17 protein-coding genes are annotated in these 21,346 nt (G+C 69.6%); 9 read left to right on the forward strand and 8 right to left on the reverse strand.

Annotation, left to right across the window (positions count from 1 at the left end; genetic code table 11):
- Positions 1-77: 77 nt before the first annotated feature.
- Both OG574_RS19870 and OG574_RS19875 read left to right on the forward strand, forming a co-directional pair.
- On the forward strand, positions 78-1,289 hold the full coding sequence (locus OG574_RS19870) for a pyridoxal phosphate-dependent aminotransferase (RefSeq protein ID WP_100598258.1): 1,212 nt from the start codon (positions 78-80) through the stop codon (positions 1,287-1,289).
- A 91-nt stretch (positions 1,290-1,380) separates the two neighbouring features.
- Positions 1,381-1,788 (forward strand): SCO4983 family protein, encoded by a 408-nt coding sequence (locus OG574_RS19875; protein ID WP_326774329.1) that lies wholly within the window; start codon positions 1,381-1,383, stop codon positions 1,786-1,788.
- A gap of 86 nt (positions 1,789-1,874) precedes the next feature.
- Here the strand turns inward: OG574_RS19875 and OG574_RS19880 are convergent, their stop codons facing one another.
- Both OG574_RS19880 and OG574_RS19885 read right to left on the reverse strand, forming a co-directional pair.
- Positions 1,875-2,993 carry a glycosyltransferase gene (locus OG574_RS19880; protein WP_326774330.1) on the reverse strand — a complete coding sequence of 373 codons (1,119 nt, stop codon included), beginning with the start codon at positions 2,991-2,993 and terminating at the stop codon, positions 1,875-1,877.
- A gap of 141 nt (positions 2,994-3,134) precedes the next feature.
- On the reverse strand, positions 3,135-4,538 hold the full coding sequence (locus OG574_RS19885; RefSeq protein ID WP_326774331.1) for a glycosyltransferase family 39 protein: 1,404 nt from the start codon (positions 4,536-4,538) through the stop codon (positions 3,135-3,137).
- Positions 4,539-4,926: 388 nt separating this feature from the next.
- On the opposite strand from OG574_RS19885, the gene OG574_RS19890 reads away from it, so the two are divergent.
- The gene (locus OG574_RS19890; RefSeq protein WP_326774332.1) at positions 4,927-5,853 is read left to right on the forward strand and encodes a hypothetical protein; all 927 of its coding nucleotides are present in this window, start codon (positions 4,927-4,929) and stop codon (positions 5,851-5,853) included.
- A 239-nt stretch (positions 5,854-6,092) separates the two neighbouring features.
- Here the strand turns inward: OG574_RS19890 and OG574_RS19895 are convergent, their stop codons facing one another.
- Complete coding sequence (locus OG574_RS19895; protein WP_326774333.1) at positions 6,093-7,934, reverse strand: phosphoenolpyruvate carboxykinase (GTP); 1,842 nt, start codon at positions 7,932-7,934, stop codon at positions 6,093-6,095.
- A gap of 231 nt (positions 7,935-8,165) precedes the next feature.
- On the opposite strand from OG574_RS19895, the gene trhA reads away from it, so the two are divergent.
- The 3 genes from trhA (at position 8,166) to OG574_RS19910 (ending at position 11,151) form a co-directional block, all read left to right on the forward strand.
- Positions 8,166-8,855: a PAQR family membrane homeostasis protein TrhA gene (gene trhA / locus OG574_RS19900; RefSeq protein ID WP_326774334.1), complete on the forward strand. Its 690-nt coding sequence runs from the start codon at positions 8,166-8,168 to the stop codon at positions 8,853-8,855.
- A 117-nt stretch (positions 8,856-8,972) separates the two neighbouring features.
- Positions 8,973-10,529 carry a DHA2 family efflux MFS transporter permease subunit gene (locus OG574_RS19905; RefSeq protein ID WP_326774335.1) on the forward strand — a complete coding sequence of 519 codons (1,557 nt, stop codon included), beginning with the start codon at positions 8,973-8,975 and terminating at the stop codon, positions 10,527-10,529.
- Between the two features lie 4 nt (positions 10,530-10,533).
- The gene (locus tag OG574_RS19910; RefSeq protein ID WP_326774336.1) at positions 10,534-11,151 is read left to right on the forward strand and encodes a TetR/AcrR family transcriptional regulator; all 618 of its coding nucleotides are present in this window, start codon (positions 10,534-10,536) and stop codon (positions 11,149-11,151) included.
- A gap of 33 nt (positions 11,152-11,184) precedes the next feature.
- Here the strand turns inward: OG574_RS19910 and OG574_RS19915 are convergent, their stop codons facing one another.
- Positions 11,185-13,203, reverse strand: a complete 2,019-nt coding sequence (locus tag OG574_RS19915; RefSeq protein WP_326774337.1) for a thioredoxin domain-containing protein — start codon at positions 13,201-13,203, stop codon at positions 11,185-11,187.
- Positions 13,204-13,322: 119 nt separating this feature from the next.
- On the opposite strand from OG574_RS19915, the gene OG574_RS19920 reads away from it, so the two are divergent.
- The gene (locus OG574_RS19920) at positions 13,323-16,526 is read left to right on the forward strand and encodes a tetratricopeptide repeat protein (protein WP_326774338.1); all 3,204 of its coding nucleotides are present in this window, start codon (positions 13,323-13,325) and stop codon (positions 16,524-16,526) included.
- A 468-nt stretch (positions 16,527-16,994) separates the two neighbouring features.
- On the opposite strand, the gene OG574_RS19925 is transcribed toward OG574_RS19920, so the two are convergent.
- Both OG574_RS19925 and mca read right to left on the reverse strand, forming a co-directional pair.
- Positions 16,995-17,240: a hypothetical protein gene (locus OG574_RS19925; RefSeq protein ID WP_326774339.1), complete on the reverse strand. Its 246-nt coding sequence runs from the start codon at positions 17,238-17,240 to the stop codon at positions 16,995-16,997.
- A complete protein-coding gene (gene mca / locus OG574_RS19930; RefSeq protein WP_199842069.1) occupies positions 17,233-18,093 on the reverse strand; it encodes a mycothiol conjugate amidase Mca in 861 nt (286 codons plus the stop codon). The genes OG574_RS19925 and mca overlap by 8 nt, the downstream gene beginning before the upstream one ends.
- 173 nt (positions 18,094-18,266) lie before the next feature.
- Between mca and OG574_RS19935 the strand changes: the two genes are divergently transcribed.
- Together OG574_RS19935 and greA are read left to right on the forward strand one after the other, a co-directional pair.
- On the forward strand, positions 18,267-18,671 hold the full coding sequence (locus OG574_RS19935) for a DUF4307 domain-containing protein (protein ID WP_326774340.1): 405 nt from the start codon (positions 18,267-18,269) through the stop codon (positions 18,669-18,671).
- A gap of 198 nt (positions 18,672-18,869) precedes the next feature.
- A complete protein-coding gene (gene greA, locus OG574_RS19940; RefSeq protein WP_100598228.1) occupies positions 18,870-19,367 on the forward strand; it encodes a transcription elongation factor GreA in 498 nt (165 codons plus the stop codon).
- A 95-nt stretch (positions 19,368-19,462) separates the two neighbouring features.
- Here greA and OG574_RS19945 read toward each other — a convergent pair whose 3' ends face one another.
- Positions 19,463-20,305 (reverse strand): ABC transporter permease, encoded by an 843-nt coding sequence (locus OG574_RS19945; protein WP_100598229.1) that lies wholly within the window; start codon positions 20,303-20,305, stop codon positions 19,463-19,465.
- A complete protein-coding gene (locus tag OG574_RS19950) occupies positions 20,302-21,315 on the reverse strand; it encodes an ATP-binding cassette domain-containing protein (RefSeq protein WP_326774341.1) in 1,014 nt (337 codons plus the stop codon). Before OG574_RS19950 ends, OG574_RS19945 begins: the two co-directional genes overlap by 4 nt.
- Between the last annotated feature and the right edge of the window lie 31 nt (positions 21,316-21,346).

Here is a 21,346-nt window from a genome sequence, read left to right on the forward strand (position 1 = left end):
GACGACGCCCGCCCGCGCCGCCCCACGTGTCCGAAAACACGGAGCGCCCCGCGATGGCCGCCCGTAAGCTCACGGGCATGCAGGTGATCCAGTCGACGAAGCTCGCCAATGTCTGTTACGAGATCCGGGGCCCGGTACTCGAGGAGGCGATGCGTCTGGAGACAGCAGGCCACCGCATCCTCAAGCTCAACACCGGCAACCCGGCCGCCTTCGGCTTCGAGTGCCCGCCCGAGATCCTCGAGGACATGCTCCGCAACCTCGGCGACGCGCACGGCTACGGGGACGCGAAGGGCCTGCTCGCGGCCCGCCGCGCGGTGATGATGCACTACCAGACCCTGGGCGTGGAGACGGACGTCGAGAACGTCTTCATCGGCAACGGCGTCTCCGAGCTGATCGTGATGGCGATGCAGGGGCTCCTCGACGACGGGGACGAGGTCCTCGTCCCGGCGCCGGACTACCCCCTGTGGACGGCCGCGGTCTCCCTCTCCGGCGGCACCGCCGTGCACTACCGCTGCGACGAGCAGTCCGACTGGATGCCCGATCTCGCCGACGTGGAGCGGAAGATCACCGACCGCACCAAGGCGATCGTGATCATCAACCCGAACAACCCGACGGGCGCCGTCTACAGCGACGACATGCTGCGCGGCCTCACCGACATCGCCCGCCGCCACAACCTCCTGGTCTGCTCGGACGAGATCTACGACAAGATCCTCTACGACGGCGCGACGCACACGCCGACCGCCGCCATCGCCCCGGACCTGCTGACCCTCACCTTCAACGGCATGTCGAAGGCGTACCGGGTGGCCGGCTACCGCGTGGGCTGGATGGCGATCTCCGGGCCGCGCGCGCACGCCGACTCGTACATCGAGGGCCTCACGATCCTGGCGAACATGCGCCTGTGCGCGAACATGCCGGGCCAGCACGGCGTCGTCGCGGCGCTCAGCGGACGCCAGACGATCAACGACCTGGTGCTCCCCGGCGGCCGTCTGAAGGAGCAGCGGGACACCGCGTACGAGCTGCTGACGCAGATCCCGGGCGTGACGTGCGTGAAGCCGAAGGGCGCGCTGTACCTCTTCCCGCGGCTCGACCCGAAGGTGTTCAAGGTCAAGGACGACCGGCAGATGGTCCTCGACCTGCTGCGCGCCGAGAAGATCATGGTCGTGCACGGTACGGGGTTCAACTGGCCGGAGCCGGATCACTTCCGGGTGGTCACGCTGCCGACGGTCGGCCAGCTCACGGAGGCCGTGACCCGCATCGGCCGCTTCCTGGACGGCTACAGCCAGCCCTGAGGGCCGCTTGCCCCACTCGGGGGACAAGACTCAACTTTAGACTGAATCTAAGCTAGGATGGTCTTCAAGCTACCCGCCTGGAGGCCATCCCATGTACGAGCCGATCCGCACCAAGTCGGTCCATGCCATGGCCGACGCCGGCGACTTCCCGCACCGCTCCCGCGAGGAGGAGCTCGACATCCAGCTCGCGGGGCACCTGGCCGCCCTGCTCGCGGTCACCGACGAGCTCGGCCTGGGCGAGGTGGGTGACCGCATCGCCGACCAGGTCGCCCGACTGCGCGGCACACCGCCCGCCCGGCACACCGGCCGAACCGACGCACCCGCACTCGCGCTCCACCGCCGCGCCCATGCCCTCGCGGGCCGCGCACTGGTGGTGGCCGCGTCCCGCGCCGACACGGCGGCCGCGATCCTCGCGGCCGAACAGATGGACGTGCACACGGCGGCGATCACCGCTGCCACCACCCCCGCCGCACCCGCTCGACTGGTCGGCGCCCTCTGACGGCCCCGGTCCGCGGGCCGGGGAGGCGCGCGGACCGGGTGCCATTCATGTACCGCACCTGACGACCTGGCGGCCGCCGGATCGGGTCAGGCGTCGACGAGTTCCCTCGAACCCAGCTTCTCTCGTGACGATTCGAGGTTGCGGGTCACCCGGTCGAGGTGATCGGCGGGCACCTTGCCACTCTCTAGGAGGCGTTGGCTGCATTTCGCCGACTCCTCGTATTCCCCGATCCAGTAGGAGGCTACGGCGAGTTCGTCGAGTGAGTGCCACTCGTACCACTCGAACTCGACGAACAAAGTGTCTTTCGGGTACGGAATCTGCGCTGCTTGCCGGGCGAACATGTACGCAAGTGGCCAGCGCTCGCCGTTCATGCGGCAATAGCGTGCGAGTCCACCGAGGGCTTCGGCGCCGCGCGAGGGACGGCTCTCGTACGCGCGGAGGTAGCGGTCGATCACCTCAGCCGGCGGCCGGCCGATCTCTGCCGCGAGCCGTGCGGCGTAGAGGTGAGCACAGAAGACTTCCTCGGCGTAGCCGCCCATGCGTGCCCGGCGGTCGTAGGCGGCGAGTGACTTCTTCGGCTCTCCGGCATCGCGCCAGCTCTGGGCGAGGTAGAAGACGTAGCGGGAGTTGTCGGGTTCCTTGATCAGGCCTTTCTGAAGGATCTTGGCGTCCCGCAGGTACTTCTTCCGCTGGCCCTCCTCCTTCAGGCGTGCGCCGCCCCCCACCGAGAGGATGTTGGCGCCCTTGAACGTCCCGAGGCTGTACGACGTTCCGCACTCGATGTACTCGTGCAGGACGCCGACATAGCGCCAGGGCAGCCGAGTCGAGACCAGAGCCTGGCGCCAGTGGATGAGTGTCCCGCTGTGCAGTGCGACATGGTAGGCGTCATGAGTCAGCTCCGGCATGCGAAAGCCGGGCTCCACCTCCATCAGGTCGTCGGCGTCGATGAACAGCAGATAGTCGGCTTCGGAGCGTGCCAGGTCGATCGCCTCGCTGCGGCTCCCGTCGTATCCCTTCCAGGGACTCTCGTGCAGGGTGCCGGGCAGATCGCTGAAGACGTCACGGATGACGTCCTGGGTGCCGTCGGTCGAGCCCGTGTCCAGGATGACCCAGGTGTCGATCAAAGGGCGCACGGATTCGAGGCAGCGGCGGATGACATGGGCCTCGTTCTTGACGATCATGTTCAAGCAGATCGTTGATTTCACAGGCTTCATCCTGCTCTTTGAGGTAAATCACCAAAACGGATATGCATCTGACTGCACAACACTGGCCAGGCAGGCGCGCCGAGTTGACGCAGGGAGGGCGCGCGAAACTTTTCCCGCGGCGGCACAGCGCGGGGTCGGGCTCTATCGCTTACGCTCCAGCAGTGCGACGGTCAGACCACTGAGGGGGACCGTCCCGGAGGTGGTGTACTGCGCACGCAGCGCCCTGGCCTGATCCGCGGGGACCGCATTCAAGGGATCCGGATCATTTCCCGGTACCACCACCCAGATTCGACGCTCGCCGCTCAAGCACGCGACCGGCGCCGGACAATAAACCGGAAACAGTTCATTGTTCTCGGCCGCCGGTTTGGCGACGAACACTTCCCGCGGCTTCAGGCCGGGTCGAAGATAGTAACGAACTCCCTGGTCGAGCATCCACGGAGCTCCCTTGACATAGACCGCCGCATCCCCGGAGCGGTAATACTTTTCGATGGTCCGCGCGGCTGCCTTATAGTCCGCATTGTGCGGGACATCGTGTTCGAATTCCCCTCTCATCCTGCGCTGGTCGGGCAGCACGAGCAGACCGACCGCGGTCAGAACCACGGCAACCGTCAGCCAGGACCGCGCCACCCGGGCAAGGCCGGCCCCCGCCAGCACCGTCCAGGCCGGCACCGTGAACAGGGCGTACTGAAAACGGAAGTAGGAGACATCCCCGTGGGACGCCGCCCACAACACGAAAGGAGGCAGCAGGGCCACGGTGAAGCACAGCAGAAGGGCATCGCGGCGCTCATTACGTGCCATGGCCGCCAGCGTCATCACCACTCCGGCACACAGGCCGGAGGCGAACACCTGGGGCCAGATATCGGCCAGGCCCCACAGGTCCGGCTCAGGAACCCAGAAGAGCTGGCGGGACGCCTGCGACGTGCCCAGCACGACCACCGGGATCACACCGGCCACACCGGCCAGAGCCGCGAGGCAGAAGCGCCACAGGACGCCACCCTCCTGCCGGGATCGGTGGACGACCGCGGCGAAGTGCCCCGCCAGAACGGTCAGCGCGATCAGGTGCAGCAGTCCGACGACCGCCACACACAGGGCGTACCCCGCCCAACGCCACCAGCGCCTGGGCGCATCGAGGGCACGGAGCAGCAGGAACGTCGCCAAGGTCGCGGCCAGGACCACCAGGGCGTAACTGCGAGCCTCCTGACCGAACCGGCTCACGACGGGAATCAGGGCGAAGAGCAACCCGCCGCACATCCCGGCACGCGGGTCGAAGAGCCTGCGCCCGATCAATGCCACCAGAGCCGCTGTTCCGCTCATGGCCAGCGCCGAGGGCATGCGCATGGCTGTCTCCGAGTAGCCGAAGACGGCCATCCACCCGTGCATCAGAACGTAGTACGTGGCATGCACCGCGTCGACGTTCTGCAGCATCGCCAGAGTCTGGCCCATGCTGCGACGGCCCACATCCGAGGTGACGAGCTCATCGGTGCCCAGCTGAGGGCCGTCGATCCGGAGGAACGCGATCGCCAGCGTGGTCAGCGCCGGCCACATCCATAGACCGACAGATGCCCCAAGGGGTCTTTTCCGCCTCGTGGTCTCCGGCTGAGTCTCTGCGTTCTGAACAGGGCTGGTAAGGGTTGTCACGGAAACAGTTTTAAAGCCGCCGCATGGCCGCACGGCACAGCCACGGACAAAGAAACCCGTCATTCGCCTGATCGGCCCTCAGGCACGGCGTCGGCCCAAACCGATAATCCAAGTCTTTCACCGACCGGCGTAGGCACTGCACACCAATGGATCTCTTACGGGTTACTCATGCTGAGCCATTGTATTGATCGCTTTGCGTACCGCTTAACCGCATTGCGCTCACTGTCGAAGATCCCGACGGGGCTCAAAAGAGCTTCCGGAAAAAAACACACAGGTTCCCCAAGGAGTAAAACAGATGAGTCCTGAAAACGGGACCCAATCCAAGCTGGGCCCGCTTCCCCGGCGCGGCAGGTGGATCGCCGGCGGTGCGGTGGCATCGCTGGCCGTCGTGGTGCTCGGCTTCACCAGCCCGGCGCTCGCCGCGACGTCGCAGAAGGCCGGAGTGGCCCAGGCAGGAGCGCAGGGCGGCGACAAGTGTAAGGACAAGAAGGATCGCTACGGCGCTCCCGGTGTTCTTGGCTACGGCGACAAGGACAAGGACAAGTGCAAGGGCCCCAAGGGAGACACCGGTAACACAGGGAACACAGGGAACACGGGCAACACCGGAGACACCGGCAACACCGGCAACACCGGCAACACCGGCGACACGGGTAACACCGGGAACACCGGCGACACCGGGAACACAGGGAACACCGGGAACACGGGCAACACGGGGAACACCGGGAACACCGGGAACACCGGGAACACCGGCAACACCGGCAACACCGGCAACACCGGCAACACCGGCAACACCGGCAACACCGGGAACACGGGCAACACCGGCGACACCGGGCCGTGCACCGACATCGACTCCTACGCCCCCTCGAACACCGAGGGCTTCTCCGCCGTCCTTCTCCCCAACGGCAATGCTTACGCCTTGAAGCAGGACCCGCGGGGTGCCACGGAGGACGACACCGACGACGAGGTCAACTGGGAGCTCATCTCCGACAACGCCGACTACCCCGACGGTGCCTGCGCCATCGCCATTGAGGATCAAGGCAACGACGCCTACATCAAGGTCGTCACCCAGAGCGGCGAGGTGTGGCAGACCCACGGGGACACCAACGGTCAGAACTGGATCTGGAACGAAGGCTGGGTCCAGATCGAGCCGCCGGCGGCGACACTAGCGACCCGAGCCTCCAAGTTCATGCGCCCACTGCCCGAGGGCACCCCGCTGAACTGACCTGTTCCGAAGAGCCAGATGCGATCCTGAACTCGTCGGGATCCCTCTGAAGCGTGTCGTGCCCGGACCATCCGGGCACGACACACCTGCGTGAGACGGCCGCTTCCCGTAACGGGAAAGGGTTCGGCCCCCGAAGCCGATGAGTCGGCTTCGGGGGCCGGGGTGCGACGGGCCCGTGATGACGCCACAGGTCAGGTCGGAAGTCGGTCGGGCCCGCCGCGTTGTCCTACGGGAGCGGGTCAGCCGAGCCGGGCGACCAGCGCGCGGTACTCGTCCCACAGCTCCTTGGGCGTGTGGTCACCGAAGGTGTTGAGGTGCTCGGGGACCAGGGAGGCCTCGTCGCGCCACACCTCCTTGTCGACCGTCAGCAGGAAGTCGAGGTCGGAGTCGGCCAGTTCGAGGCCGTCCGTGTCGAGGGAGTCACGCGTCGGCAGGATGCCGATCGGCGACTCGACGCCCTCGGCCTTGCCCTCCAGACGCTCGACGATCCACTTCAGGACGCGGCTGTTCTCGCCGAAGCCGGGCCACACGAACTTGCCCGCGTCGTTCTTGCGGAACCAGTTCACGTAGTAGATCTTCGGCAGCTTCGCCTGGTCCTTGTCCTTGGCCACGTCGACCCAGTGGGCCATGTAGTCGCCCATGTTGTAGCCGCAGAACGGGAGCATCGCGAAGGGGTCGCGGCGCAGCTCGCCGACCTTGCCCTCGGCGGCGGCGGTCTTCTCGGAGGCGACGTTCGCTCCGAGGAACACGCCGTGGTTCCAGTCGAAGGACTCGGTCACCAGCGGCACCGCGGAGGCGCGGCGGCCGCCGAAGAGGATCGCCGAGATCGGCACGCCCTTCGGGTCCTCCCACTCGGGCGCGATGATCGGGCACTGCGAGGCGGGGGTGGTGAAGCGCGCGTTCGGGTGGGCGGCCGGGACGCCGGACTCGGGGGTCCAGTCGTTGCCCTTCCAGTCGGTGAGGTGCGCCGGAGTCTCCTCCGTCATGCCCTCCCACCAGATGTCGTTGTCATCCGTGAGCGCGACGTTCGTGAAGACGGAGTTGCCCCACAGCGTCTTCATGGCGTTGGCGTTGGTGTGCTCGCCGGTGCCGGGCGCGACGCCGAAGAAGCCGGCCTCGGGGTTGATCGCGTAGAGGCGGCCGTCCTCGCCGAACCGCATCCAGGCGATGTCGTCGCCGATGGTCTCGACGGTCCAGCCGGAGATCGTGGGCTCCAGCATGGCGAGGTTGGTCTTGCCGCACGCGCTCGGGAAGGCGGCGGCGACGTACTTCGACTCACCGTGCGGCGGGGTCAGCTTGAGGATGAGCATGTGCTCGGCGAGCCAGCCCTCGTCGCGGGCCATCACGGACGCGATGCGCAGGGCGTAGCACTTCTTGCCGAGCAGGGCGTTGCCGCCGTAGCCGGAGCCGTACGACCAGATTTCGCGGCTCTCCGGGAAGTGCGAGATGTACTTGGTGGAGTTGCAGGGCCACGGCACGTCCTGCTGGCCCTCCTCCAGCGGCGCGCCCAGCGTGTGGACGGCCTTCACGAAGAAGCCGTCGGTGCCGAGCTCCTCGAGGACGGGCCGGCCCATGCGCGTCATGGTGCGCATCGAAACGGCGACGTACGCGGAGTCGGTGATCTCGACGCCGATCGCGGAGAGCTCCGAGCCGAGCGGGCCCATGCAGAACGGGACGACGTACATCGTCCGGCCCTTCATCGAGCCGCGGAAGATGCCGCCGTTGCCCCCGCTGCCCTGGAAGATCTCACGCATCTCCGTGGGGGCTTTCCAGTGGTTGGTGGGGCCCGCGTCCTGCTCCTTCTCGGAGCAGATGAACGTCCGGTCCTCGACGCGCGCGACGTCGGTCGGGTCGGAGGCGGCGTAGTACGAGTTCGGGCGCTTGATCGGGTCGAGCTTCTTGAACGTTCCCTTGTCGACCAGTTCCTCTGCGAGGCGCTCGTACTCGGCCTCCGACCCGTCGCACCAGACCACACGGTCCGGCTGCGTCAGTTCAGCGATCTCGTTGACCCACGAGATCAGTTCCTGGTGCTTGGTGGGGACATTGCCCAAAGAAACGGGAGCCGCGATGTCGCGCGCCACGATTGCTCCTAAATGAGGGGTTTTTGTGTTGTTGCCCCTTGGGGGCTGCGACCCGGATGCTTCACGTGTTGATCCCTCTGGCGCTCATCCGGTGCCGACCGCACTCATATGATCATCCGACGCGGGCGCCCATATGTCCAGAGGGCCCCACAGCTGAGCGAAGTGAGGATCGCCACTCGTATGCGTCACTGATCGTCACTCGTATTCGTTACTTACGGCCCCGTAGGTACGATGCGGCACATGACTGCCGCCACGCCATCCGAAGTGACCGCGACAGAGCCCGTTCCGGTGAAACCCCGGCTGCGCGGCTGGCTGCACGCAGGGATGTTCCCCGCGGTCGTCATCTCCGGCCTGGTGCTGACCGCGCTCGCGGACTCCACCCGCGGCCGGATCGCCTGCGGTATCTACGTCCTCACAGCCTGCCTGCTCTTCGGCGTGAGCGCGCTCTACCACCGGGGCAACTGGGGCCCGCGCGCGGACGGCGTACTGCGCCGCCTCGACCACGCGAACATCTTCCTGATCATCGCGGGCACCTACACGCCGCTCACGATGCTGCTGCTCCCCGAGGCCAAGGGCCAGTGGCTGCTGTGGGGCATCTGGGCCGCCGCCGCGGCCGGCATCGTCTTCCGCGTCTTCTGGGTCGGCGCCCCGCGCTGGCTCTACACCCCCTGCTACATCGCGATGGGCTGGGCGGCCGTCTTCTTCCTGCCCGACTTCCTGCACGCGGGCGGTACGGCCGTGCTCGTCTGCGTGATCGTCGGCGGGCTTCTCTACAGCGCGGGCGGCGTGATCTACGGGATCAAGCGCCCGAACCCGTCACCGCGCTGGTTCGGCTTCCACGAGGTCTTCCACTCGCTCACGCTCGCGGCGTTCGTCGTGCACTACGTCGGCATCTCGCTGGTGGCGTACCAGCACGCCTGACCTCGCCCTTCACCCTCCTGGCCGCGGCTTCCCAGCCGCGGCCATTTTTTGTGCCCCGATCCCTCGCACCCGGACAGAGATTGACAGTAGCCATCTTTTGAGGGTTACTCTCATTTCATGGTTACTGTCACCAAGCAGGACTCACCGCAGGACAGCGTGCAGCGCGACCTGCGCCGGTGGTGGGCGCTCGGCGCCCTGGTCGCGAGCATGCTCGTGCTCGGCTTCGACATGACGATCCTCAACGTGGCGCTGCCGACGATCGCTGCCGACCTCGGCGCGGACACCGGTCAGCAGCAGTGGATGGCGGACTCGTACGTCGTCGTCTTCGCCGCCCTGATGCTTCCGGCCGGGCTGCTCGGCGACCGGTTCGGGCGGCGCCGGATGCTCATCGCCGGGCTCGGCGTCTTCCTCGCGGGCTCGCTCGTGGGGGCGCTCGCGAGTGACGTCGGCTGGGTGATCGGCGCCCGCGCGCTGATGGGCGTCGGCGCCGCGCTCGTCATGCCGCTGGCCCTGTCCGTGCTGCCCTCGCTCTTCGCCCCCGACGAGCGCACCAAGGCCGTCGGGATCATCTCCGCGGCCTCGGCGGTCGGCATGCCGCTCGGCCCGATCCTCGGCGGCTGGCTCCTCGACCACTTCTGGTGGGGCTCGGTCTTCCTGATCAACATCCCGATGGTCGCCATAGGCATCACGGCCTGCCTGTTCCTGCTGCCGGAAACCCGCGACCCCGCCTCACCTCGGGTCGACGCCGTCTCCACGGCGCTCACCGCGGCCGGTCTCGGTGCCCTGATCTACGCGATCATCGAGGCGCCGCACCACGGCTGGACCGACCCGGTGGTGCTGGTCCTGTGCGCGGCCTCCGTCGCCCTGGTCACCGCTCTCGTCCTGCGTGAGCGGCGCAGCGAGCGGCCGCTGCTCGACCTCGCCCTGCTGGCCCGCCGCGGCTTCCTGCTCAACACGCTCGCGGCCACCCTCGGCATGTTCGTCCTGTCGGGCCTGATGTTCGTGCTGCCGCAGTACCTCCAGGCCGTCCTCGGCAACGACGCGCTCGGCACCGGCGTACGACTGCTGCCGATGATGGCCGGGATGCTGGTGGCCGCGAAGTGCGCGCAGCCGCTGGTCGCCAGGTTCGGGCCGCCCGCGGTGATCAGCGGGGCGCTCACCGTCCTGGCCTTCGCCGCGTTCCTCGGCAGCCGCACCACGGCCGACTCCGGTTACGGGTTCACCGCGCTGTGGCTGAGCATCGCCGGGGTCGGCTTCTCCTTCGCGCTCGTCCCCGCGATGGGCGCCGCACTGTCGGCGCTGCCCGCGGACCGGGCGGGCAGCGGCTCGGGCCTCCTGATGACGGTGCGGCAGGTGGGCGGCGCGCTCGGCATCGCCCTGCTCGGCGCGCTCCTCGCCGGGGCGTACGGCAGCCGCCTCGACACCGGCGGCCTGACCGGCCCGGCGGCGGACACGGCCAAGGACTCCGTGGTGGCCGCCCACGCCGTGGCCACGAAGCTCGGGGACCACGCCCTCGCCTCGTCTGCGAACACCGCGTACGTCCACGGGATGAGCGTGGTGCTGCTCGTCGTGGGCGTCGCGTCGCTGGTCACCGCCCTGCTGGCGGCCGCCCTGCTCCCCCGTACCGCGCCGGCCACGGGCGTGGCCCCGGTCCCCGGTGATGCCCGAGAATGAGCCCATGGCCCCCTCCGCACGCTCCACCTCCGCCGCCGACCGCCCCGGGATGGGCCTTCGCGAACGCAAGAAGCTCAAGACCCGCGTGGCGATCAGGGACGCGACGTACCGCCTGATCACCGAGCAGGGGTACGACGCGACGACGGTCGAGCAGATCGCAGAGGCCGCCGAGGTGTCGCCGTCCACGGTGTTCCGGTACTTCCCCACCAAGGAAGACATCGTCATCACGGACGAGTACGACGCGACGCTGGAGGCCGAGCTGCGGGCGCGGCCCGCGGACGAGTCGATCGTCGACTCGCTGAAGCATGTGATCGCGCAGGCCGTGTACCTCGGGTTCGACGACGATCCCGAGGTGTCACGGCTGCGGACCAGGCTCCAGGTCGAGGTGCCCGCGGTGCGCTCCCGGATGATGGAGTCCATGTCCGTCACCGGGCAGCTGCTGTGCCGGGTGATCGGCGAGCGCACCGGCCGCGACGCGGACGGGCTTGAGGTCCGCGTCTACGCGATGGCGCTGGTCGGCGCGCTCATGGAGACCACGCTGTACTGGGCCGAGCACGGCCACCAGGAAGACCTGCGCGACCTGATGGACCGCACGCTGGAGACGTTCAGGAACGGTCTCTAGCGCCCGGCGGCGTCCGGCGGCGTCCGGCTCGCTTCAGTCCTGCAGCTTCACCGCGAGCTCCTGGGCGTCGGTGACGGGGGCGTCGCAGGTGAAGTTGCGGCACACGTACGCGGCCGGGCGGCCGTCGACGAGTGGCCGGTCCGCCAGCAACGGCAGTTCGCCGGAGCCCACTTCGCCCACCGCGACAACCGCGCCCGGCGCCGTGCCGAGCAGCGCCGTGCGGTGAAGTTCGCCGCCGACCTCGCCTACGACGGCGACCTCCTTCGGGCCGTCGAGCAGCGCCTCAGCGACTGCGAGCCCGTGCCCGATGAAACGCGGGGCACGCGGCCCGAGCGCCCGCACCACACCCAACGCCCGCTCGGCGGCGGTGCGATGGGGCTCCGAACCGGTCTGAGCCGCGTACGAGAGCAGCGCGCCCGCCGCCGCGCTCCAGCCCGAGGGCGTGGCGTTGTCGGTCGGGTCCTGCGGCCTGCGGATCAGCTGCTCCGCGTCCGCCGCCGTGTCGTACAGGGCGCCGGACTCCGCGTCCGTGAACTGGTCGAGGACGTGGTCGAGGAGGAACCCGGCGAACTCCAGCCAGACCCCTTCGCCCGTCACGGACGCCAGCGTGAGGAAGCCCTCGGCCACATCCGCGTAGTCCTCGAGGACCCCGGCGTTCGCGCCGGCCCGGCCGTCCTTGCTGGTACGGGCGATGCGCGCCCGCGCGTCCATGTGGAGCCGTACGAGCAGGTCGGCGGCGGCGAGTGCGGCCTGCACCAGGTCCGGCCGGTCGAAGTACGCGCCGGTCTCCGCGAGCGCGGCGATCGCCAGGCCGTTCCACGCGGCGACGACCTTGTCGTCCCGCCCGGGGGCCGGCCGCTCGGCGCGCGCGGCGAACAGCCTGCGCCGGACGTCCTCGACCCGCGCGGCATCGAACTCGGTGTCCTGTTGCGGGAGTTGGAGGACGGAGGCGCCCTCCTCGAAGGTGCCCTGCTGCGTCACGCCGAAGTACTCGGCGGCCAGCTCGGCGTCCGCGTCGCCGAGCACCTCGCGCAGCTGCCCGGGCGTCCACACATAGAACGCGCCCTCGACGTGGCGGCCCTCGGCGTCCTCGCTGTCCGCGTCCAGCGCGGACGCGAACCCGCCCTCGTTCGTCCGCAGCTCCCGCACCATGAAGTCCGCGGTCTCCAGCGCGACGCGCCTGGCCGTCTCCGAACCGGTGGCCCGCCACAGATGCGCGTAGGCGCGGCACAGCAGCGCGTTGTCGTAGAGCATCTTCTCGAAGTGGGGCACAACCCATTCGCGGTCGACGGAGTAACGCGCGAAGCCGCCGCCCAGCTGGTCGTAGATCCCGCCGCGCGCCATCCGCTCGCAGGTGTCGCCGGCCATCTGGAGCGCGCCCTCGGCGCCGGTGCGGGCGTAGTGGCGCAGCAGGAACTCGATCACCATCGACGGCGGGAACTTGGGGGCGCCGCCGAATCCGCCGTTCGCCTCGTCGTACTCGCGGGTCAGGCCGAGCAGCGCCTGCGCGAGCTCGCCCTCGCCGGGGATCTGCGTGTCCCCGTACGACAGCTCGCGCCCGGCCAGATCGCCCACGATCTTCGCGGCGACCTCGGCGACCTCGTCCTTGCGCTCGGCCCACGCCTGCGCCACGCCCCCCAGGATCTGCGGGAAGGACGCCATCCCGTGCCGCGGCTCGGGCGGGAAGTAGGTGCCGAAGTAGAACGGCTCGGCCTCGGGCGTGAGGAACACGGTCATGGGCCAGCCGCCCTGGCCGGTGGCGGCCTGCACGGCCTCCATGTAGACGGCGTCGACGTCGGGGCGCTCCTCGCGGTCGACCTTGATGTTGACGAAGCGGTCGTTCATGAGGGCGGCGGTCGTCTCGTCCTCGAAGGACTCGTGCGCCATGACGTGGCACCAGTGGCAGCTGGAGTATCCGACGCTGAGCAGCACCGGGACCCCGCGCCGCCGCGCCTCCTCGAAGGCGTCGGCCGACCAGGGCCACCAGTCGACGGGGTTGTCGGCATGCTGGAGAAGGTAGGGGGACGTCTCATGGGCCAGTCGGTTCGGCATGCGCCCCATCCTCGCGCACGCCGGTCGCCGATCGGCCCTTTGATCCCCGGCCTCTCGCGCCGTGACCCCATACGCAGCACACTTGACGCGGAACCGTTGCCGCCGGAGGGGGACCTGAAATGCGAGACAGCCATCGGGCGGAAGCCGAGGGGCTGTTGGCCCGGGCCGTGGAGGAGGAAGTACGGCGTTCGGGCGGGCGCACGGACGGCGGGGTACTGCTGTCCCGTGCGCGCGGTGCGCTCGACGCCATGGCGGAGACCGCCGCCGAGGAGTACACGCAGTTCACACACGCCCTGGACGAGGCCGAGGCCGGGCAGATTTCGTTCGGGCAGCGCTTCACCCAGGAGCGGGGATCGACTCCCCTGCTGGTCACGGCCGTTGCGGCGGTGGGCGCCTGCCTGGCCGACCTGCTGCTCGGTACGGACGCGGGGACCGCGGTCGGTGCGGGCGCGGCCGTCGCTGTGCTGGGCGCCGCCACGACCGTCGCGAAGGTGACGGCCTCTCATGTGCCCGCCGCGAGCCGCCGCGCCGGGGCGAGGAGCCAGCCGGGCGGGCCCGAACAGCTGAGACTGCAGTGGCTGACGGCGCTCGACGTGCGGGGGATCCGGCCGTTCCTCGATCAGCAGCGCGTCCTCGCCGCGACCGCGGGGACCGGCGCGAAGAAGCCGACGCCGCAGTTGCGCCGTACCGACAAGAGCGCGGCGGCCAGGCGGCGCAACGTACTGGAACAGTCGTTCGGCCAACTCCCGGAGCCGGAGGGCTCGTTCGCGGGCCGTAGGGCGCAGATGCAGCGCATCGCCCAGTGGGTGCACGCGGCGCGTGCGAGCACCGAGACCCGGCCCACCGTCGTCGTGCTGCACGGCGCGCCCGGCTCGGGCCGTACGACGCTCGCGGTGCGGGCGGCGCACGGGCTGCGCGACCAGTTCCGCGGCGCGTGCGTCGTGGACCTGCGGGGTGACGCGCCCGAGGCCCCGCTGTCGACCCGGGACGCGCTGCTCCATCTGCTGAACCGGCTCGGCGCGCCGCGCGAGCAGCTGCTCTTCCGGGAGCGTTCCTCGCAGGAGCAGCAGGTGCGGCGCCTCAGCGAGCTGTACCACCAGCATCTGACGGGGCTTCCGGTCACGATCGTCCTGGACGACGCGAACGACGCGGAGCAGGTGCGCACGCTGATCCCCGAGCGGTCCGACAGCCTCGTCCTGGTGACGGCGCGCAAGCCGCTCGACCTGCCGGCGGACGTCCCGGCGTGGGTGCACCAGGTGCCGGTGGACGCGCTGGACGCGGCGGGCTCGGAGGAACTGCTGCGCGAGTCCGCGGAGGACGACTCAGGGCCCTACGACTCCGAATCGTCGGACACCGTAAGGGAGTTGTGCGGTGGCCTGCCGCTGGCGCTGCGCATCGCGGGCTCCGCGATCGGGCCGCGTACGACGCGCGCACTGGCGTCCGACCTGGGTGCGTACGGGCCCGTGGAGCCGGTCGAGCGGGTGCTGTGGCTGCGCTACACCGACCAGCCGGAGGCGGCCCGGCGGCTGCTGCGTCGGCTCGCGCTGGCCGGACGGGCCTCGCTCGGTGCGGCCGCGGCGGCCGCGCTCCTCGCGACGGACGAGTCGGAGGCCACCCGCCATCTGACGGCGCTGTCACGCGCCGGGCTGATCGACCATGTGCGGGGAAGCCGGTACCGGCTGCACGACCTCGTCCGCTCCTTCGCGCAGGCCCGCCTCCTCGACGAGGAGGAACCGGCCGAGCGGACGGCCGCGCAGGAACGCCTCATCCAGAACTACGCGGAGCTCGCGGACTCGGTGATCCGGCTCGTCGACGGCAAGATGTCGACGCGCGCCGGCCAGGTCGGCCCGCACGGCTTCACCTCGCTGGACGCCGCGCTGCGCTGGCTCGACGACGAGTCCAGCTTCATCACGGCGACGCTGCGTGGCGCGGAGGGCGTCGACCAGGCGGCCGTACTCAATCTGCTCGGCGCGCTGTGCGACTACTGCCTGCTGCGCGGCGACCTCTACCGACTCGGCGAGATCAGCGAGCTCACCCAGGCCGTCGACCAGGGGCTTCTCGTGCGCTCGGTCCAGTGGCGCACGGGTATCGCGGCGCGCCAGCTCGGCGAGCTCGACAAGGCGCGTACGACGCTGGCGTCCGTGGTGGACCTCTACTTCGAGGCGCACCACAACGCGGGCGCGGCCCGTGCCCTGTGTTCGCTGGGCATCACGCTGCACCACCAGGGCCAGCTCAAGGAGGCGGCGGCGAAGCTCCGCGAGGCCCTCGACCTCCAGATCACGGAGGAGACGGCGGGCGACCGGGGCTGGACGCTGCACGCGCTCGCCGCGGTGGAGCGAGACCGGGCCCACGTAAAGGAGGCGCTCGATCTGCTGACCTCGGCGCTGACCCTGCACCGCGAGAACGAGTCCGTGCACGGCGAGGCATGGGCGCACTTCCAGCTGGGGCAGCTGTGCCTGCGGATGGGCGACGTGCCGGGCGCGGAGCGTGAGCTGCGCGCCGCCCTCGACCTGTACAGCCGTACGCGCGACAGCCGCGGCGAGGCATGGGCGCTCACGCAGCTGGCGCGGGTGCGCCTGGTGGACGGCGATGCGTCGGCGGCCGTCGACGGACTGCGCCAGGCCGCCTCGCGCCACCGCGACAACGAGGACGCGCGCGGCGAGGCCTGGACGCTCTACTACCTGGGCCAGGCCCTGGAGGAGAGCGGCAACCTCGACCAGGCGGTACGCGAGCTGGAGCGCTCCCGCACGATGTTCTCTCGGATGCGCGACGTGTACGGGCTCGCCTGCGCCCGCCACCACTCGGCCCGGGTCACGCGTGACCAGCGGGCCGCGCAGACGGGCTCGCTGCGCAACTCCGGCTTCGCGCGCCAGCTCCTGGTCGACGCCCGCGCCGATTTCCAGCGCATCGGCGTCGCGCACGGCGAGGGGTGGACGTGCCTGGAGCTGGCGGTGGTGGACGCGGGCAACGGGCGCGCGGCCCAGGCTCTGGCCCTGTGCGAGGAGGCGGCGGCGCTGTTCGCGTCCTACGGCGACCGCCGCGGCGAGGACTGGGCGCACTTCCTGCGCTGCACGCTGCTGCCGTACGCGTCCCCGGGCGGCTCGGAGATCGGCACGGCCGTGGCGCAGGAAGAGCTGTCCCAGCTCGCCCGCGCCACCCACGCCGGCCGGGACGCCAAGCTCGACGACTACGTGGAGGCCTACCAGCTCCTCCTGGAACGCGGCGCGGACCTGGAGGCAGGCTGGCAGGCCTGGCGCCTCGGCATGGTCCCCAAGCGCCACGCCCGCGACGTGATGGGCGTGGAGGTGGGGGCGGGGCGGTGAGGGGGCGAGGCCCTGCGGGGCGGTGCGAGGGGGGTGCCTGACGCGGGGCGCTCAGCGCGAGGCGCTGCGAGCGCGTGAGCGCGTGAGCGCGTGAGCGCGTGAGCGCGTGAGCGCCGCGTGTCCGGGGCGCCGCGTGACGCGGGGGCGCAAGGTGCTGCGGGCGCCGCGTGGCGCGAGGCGCTCAGGCGCGAGGTGCCGGGTGCACGACGGCGCTGCGGCCGGGGCGCCGCATGGCCGGGCGCTCAGGGCGCGAGGCATTGCGCGGCACAAGGGCGCTCAGGCCGCGGCGCGGGGTCGCTCACGGCGCGGCGCTTCGGGCCCGTGAGCACGAGCCCGCTGCGTGGCGGGAGGTGCCGGGGACGAGGCGCCGGATACGAGGGTGCTGCGGGCGCGTGAGCGTACCGGCGCAGCGCGAAACCGCTCGGCGCGGCTCACTGCCGTGCCGAGCGCGTTCCGTTCAGCTGGGCGTCAGCCCTTGGCGGGCGAGGCCGGGGAGCCGGGCGCGGGGTCCGCGGCGGCGTCCGTCTTCTCCTTGAAGTCGACCTTGCCCATGTGGCGGTTCATCGACTTCATCAGGCCCCAGACGGCGAGGGCCATCACCGCGAAGACGATGAAACCGAGGACACCCGGGGTCACCTTGTTCTCGTCGACCTCCTTGGCGAGGGGGACGAGATGCGTCATTGCCAGGCTTGCGCTTGCGCTCATGTCAGGCATTGTCGCGGATGCCCGCAAAGAGGTCGTCCTCGGGGAGGGAGGTATCGACGAGAGACTTCGCGAGCTCGTACTCCTCGGTCGGCCACACCGCCCGCTGGAGTTCCATCGGGACCCGGAACCAGCCGCCGTCGGGGTCGATCTGCGTGGCGTGCGCGATCAGCGCCTTGTCGCGGATCTCATAGAAGTCGGCGCACGGGATGTGCGTGGTCAGCGTCCGCTCGACCCGCTCGAACTCGTCCCACCGCTTGAGCCACTCCGCGTAGGGCGACTCCAGGCCGCGGTCGAGCATCGCCTGGTGCAGCGCCTCGGTGCGCGGCCGGTTGAAGCCCTGGTTGTAGTAGAGCTTCTGCGGCTGGTAGGCCGGGCCGTACTCGGACTCCGGGTACTTCTCGGTGTCCGCCGCGCCCTCGAAAGCCACCATCGAGATCTTGTGGGTCATGATGTGGTCGGGGTGCGGGTAGCCCCCGTTCTCGTCGTACGTCGTGACGACCTGCGGACGGAACGAGCGGATCTGCCTGACCAGCTCCCCCGCCGCCTTGTCGACGTCCTCGAGCGCGAAGCAGCCCTCGGGCAGCGGCGGCAGCGGGTCACCCTCGGGCAGGCCCGAGTCGACGAAGCCCAGCCACTCCTGGTCGACGCCCAGGATCGCGCGCGCCTCGTCCATCTCCTTCTTGCGTACCTCGTGGATGTTCTCCTCGATGTACGTGTCCCCCTGAAGCTTCGGGTTGAGGATGGAGCCGCGTTCCCCGCCCGTGCAGGTCACGACAAGGACGGCCACCCCCTCGGACACGTACTTGGCCATGGTGGCCGCGCCCTTCGACGACTCGTCGTCGGGGTGGGCGTGAACGGCCATCAGTCGCAGCTGCTCAGTCAAGGCAAGATCCTCAGTGAATGACTCGGTGAATAAGGCGCCCTCGGTCATACAGCGCATTGGGCGGCTTCTATAGTGACGGAACCGGGGGGCGGAAAATTCCGGCAGTCTGTCCGGGGCCGGTCCTCGACCCGCCCCGCGCGAGAGGAACGATCATGAGTGCGGTGAGTGAGCAGCTCCCGGACGGCCGCTACGGCCGCTCCCGCTCCGCCGACGAACGAGCGGACCGCACCCTGAAGACCGTCGGCGCCGCGCTCGGCGCCCTGCTCGTCGTCCTGATCGGCTGGTTCGGCTACCACTACGTCTTCGGTACGAAGATCAGCGCCGAGGTCATCACCTTCAAGACCTCCGACGCGGCGGTCAAGGTGCACCTCGAGGTCCGCAAGGACAGCGACGCCAAGGGTTACTGCACCATCCGGTCGCAGTCCGCCGACGGCGCCGAGGTGGGCCGCGCGGACTTCCGCTTCGACCAGCGCGACAGCCGGATTGACAAGGTCGTGACGCTGCGCACCACGGCCCGCGGCACCAGCGCGGAGCTGCTCGGCTGCCACACGGGGTGACCGCACGGCGGCCGTACGTTCGGCCGTACTGCAGCCGTACGGGTTTCGACGCCTGACCTGCGGTGACGAATTCTTGATGGCATATGTCCTCCCCCTTCGGCGCCTGAATTGTTAGGCTCGTGGTTTCGCCCACCCGTGAAGGCACATGCTTCTGGGTAGGGCGATGCTTTGTATTCCCAGTACCTACGAGGAGCACCTGTGACCCAGACCAGCGAAGACGTCACCTGGCTCACGCAGGAGGCGTACACCAAGCTCAAGGACGAGCTGGAGTACCTGTCTGGTCCCGCGCGCGCCGAGATCACCGTGAAGATCGCGGCGGCACGCGAGGAGGGCGACCTGCGCGAGAACGGCGGGTACCACGCGGCCAAGGAGGAGCAGGGCAAGCAAGAGCTCCGCATCCGCCAGCTGACCCAGCTCCTGGAGAAGGCCAAGGTCGGCGAGGCGCCTTCCGCGGCCGGCGTCGCCGCCCCCGGCATGGTCGTCACGATCGCCTTCGACGGCGACGAGGACGACACCATGACGTTCCTGCTCGCCTCGCGTGAGTACGCGAGCGCCGACATCGAGACGTACTCGCCGCAGTCCCCGCTGGGCTCCGGTGTGAACGGCAAGAAGATCGGCGAGGACGCCCAGTACGAGCTGCCGAACGGCAAGCTCGCCTCGGTGAAGATCCTCGCGGCGAAGCCCTACAACGGCTGAGAAGCCGTACAACGGCTGAACCGACCGTATGGCGAAGGCCCCCGGCGCGTGCTGCGCCGGGGGCCTTCGCGTGTTCGCGCTCGGGGCCGTGGCCGTCAGGCCGTCGCGTTGCGGTACTTGCGGACCGAGAGCGTCCGGAAGGCGACGATGATCACGACGGACCAGAGCAGCGAGGCCCACACGGGGTGCTGCATGGGCCAGGCGGGGGAGTCGGAGACGCCCGGGTTGCCGAACAGCTCGCGGCAGGCCTGCACCGTGGCGCTGAACGGGTTCCAGTCGGCGATGTGGCGCAGCCAGGGCGTCATCTGGCTGGAGTCCACGAACGCGTTCGAGATGAACGTCACCGGGAAGAGCCAGACCAGCCCGCCCGACGTGGCCGCCTCGGGGGTGCGTACGGACAGGCCGATGAGGGCGCCGATCCACGTGAACGCGTATCCGAGGAGGAGCAGCAGGCCGAAGGCGCCGAGGGCCTTCGGGAGACCCTCGTGGATGCGCCAGCCCACCAGGAGCGCGACGATCGCGAGGACGAGCAGGGTCAGGGCCGTCTGCACGAGGTCCGCGAGGGTGCGTCCGGTGAGGACGGCGCCACGGGACATCGGCAGCGACCTGAAGCGGTCGATGAGGCCCTTGTGCATGTCGTCGGCGATGCCCGCGCCGGCGCCCGCCGTGGCGAACGTGACGGTCTGGGCGAAGATGCCGGCCATCAGGAACTCGCGGTAGACCGCGGGGTCGGTGGTGCCCCCGATGTTCATCGAGCCGCCGAACACGTAGCTGAACAGCACCACGAACATGATCGGCTGGATCAGCCCGAAGATGACGACCTCGGGGATCCGCGTCATCCGGATCAGATTGCGCTTGGCGACGACGAGGGAGTCCCTGGCGGACTGCACGGGGCCGCCCGCGGGGCGGGGGGCGAGGGTCTGGGTGACGGCGCTCACTTGACGGCCTCCTTCTTCCGCTTGGGCTGCACGGCGGCGCCCGCCCCCGAGCCGTTCTCGTCCTCCTTCTCCTCGGCCACGTGGCCGGTCAGGGAGATGAACACGTCGTCGAGCGTGGGCCGGCGCAGACCGATGTCGTCGATCTCGATGCCGCGGGTGTCCAACTCCCTGATGACCTCGGCGAGGAGCTTGGCGCCGCCGGAGACGGGGACGGTGAGCTTGCGGGTGTGCTGCTCGACGGTGGTCTCGCCCTTGCCGAACCCGGCGAGGACCTCGGCGGCGGGCGTCATGTGCTCCCGCTCGTGGACCACGAGCTCGACCCGCTCGCCGCCGGTCTGGGCCTTGAGCTGGTCGGACGTGCCGCGCGCGATGACCCGGCCGTGGTCGATCACGCAGATGTCGTGCGCCAGGTGGTCGGCCTCTTCGAGGTACTGGGTGGTGAGCAGCAGTGTCGTGCCGCCGGCGACCAGCTCCTGGATGACCTCCCACAGCTGCAGCCTGTTGCGCGGGTCGAGTCCCGTCGTCGGCTCGTCCATGAACATCACGGGCGGCGAGACGACGAGTGCGGCGGCCAGGTCGAGTCGGCGGCGCATGCCTCCGGAGTACGTCTTCGAGGTCCGGTCGGCGGCGTCAGCGAGGTTGAACCGCTCGAGCAGCTCGGACGCGCGCGCCTTCGCCTCCTTGGCCTTCATCTGATACAACTGGCCGACCATTTGCAGGTTTTCACGACCCGTCAGATACTCGTCGACCGCGGCGAACTGGCCGGAGAGTCCGATCGAGCGCCGCACCTCGTTCGGATGCTTGAGAACGTCGATGCCCGCGACCACGGCCTTGCCGCTGTCCGGCGTGAGCAGCGTCGTCAGACAGCGCACGGCAGTGGTCTTCCCCGCCCCGTTCGGACCGAGCAGGCCGAGGACCGTGCCCTCCGGGACATCGAGATCGACGCCGTCCAGAGCCCTGACGTCACCGAAGGTCTTCACCAGACCTTCGGCGTAGATGGCGCCTGGCATGTGGCTTCCCCCATGGGTTGTGGGTGACCTG

Source organism: Streptomyces sp. NBC_01445 (assembly GCF_035918235.1).
Taxonomy (GTDB): domain Bacteria; phylum Actinomycetota; class Actinomycetes; order Streptomycetales; family Streptomycetaceae; genus Streptomyces.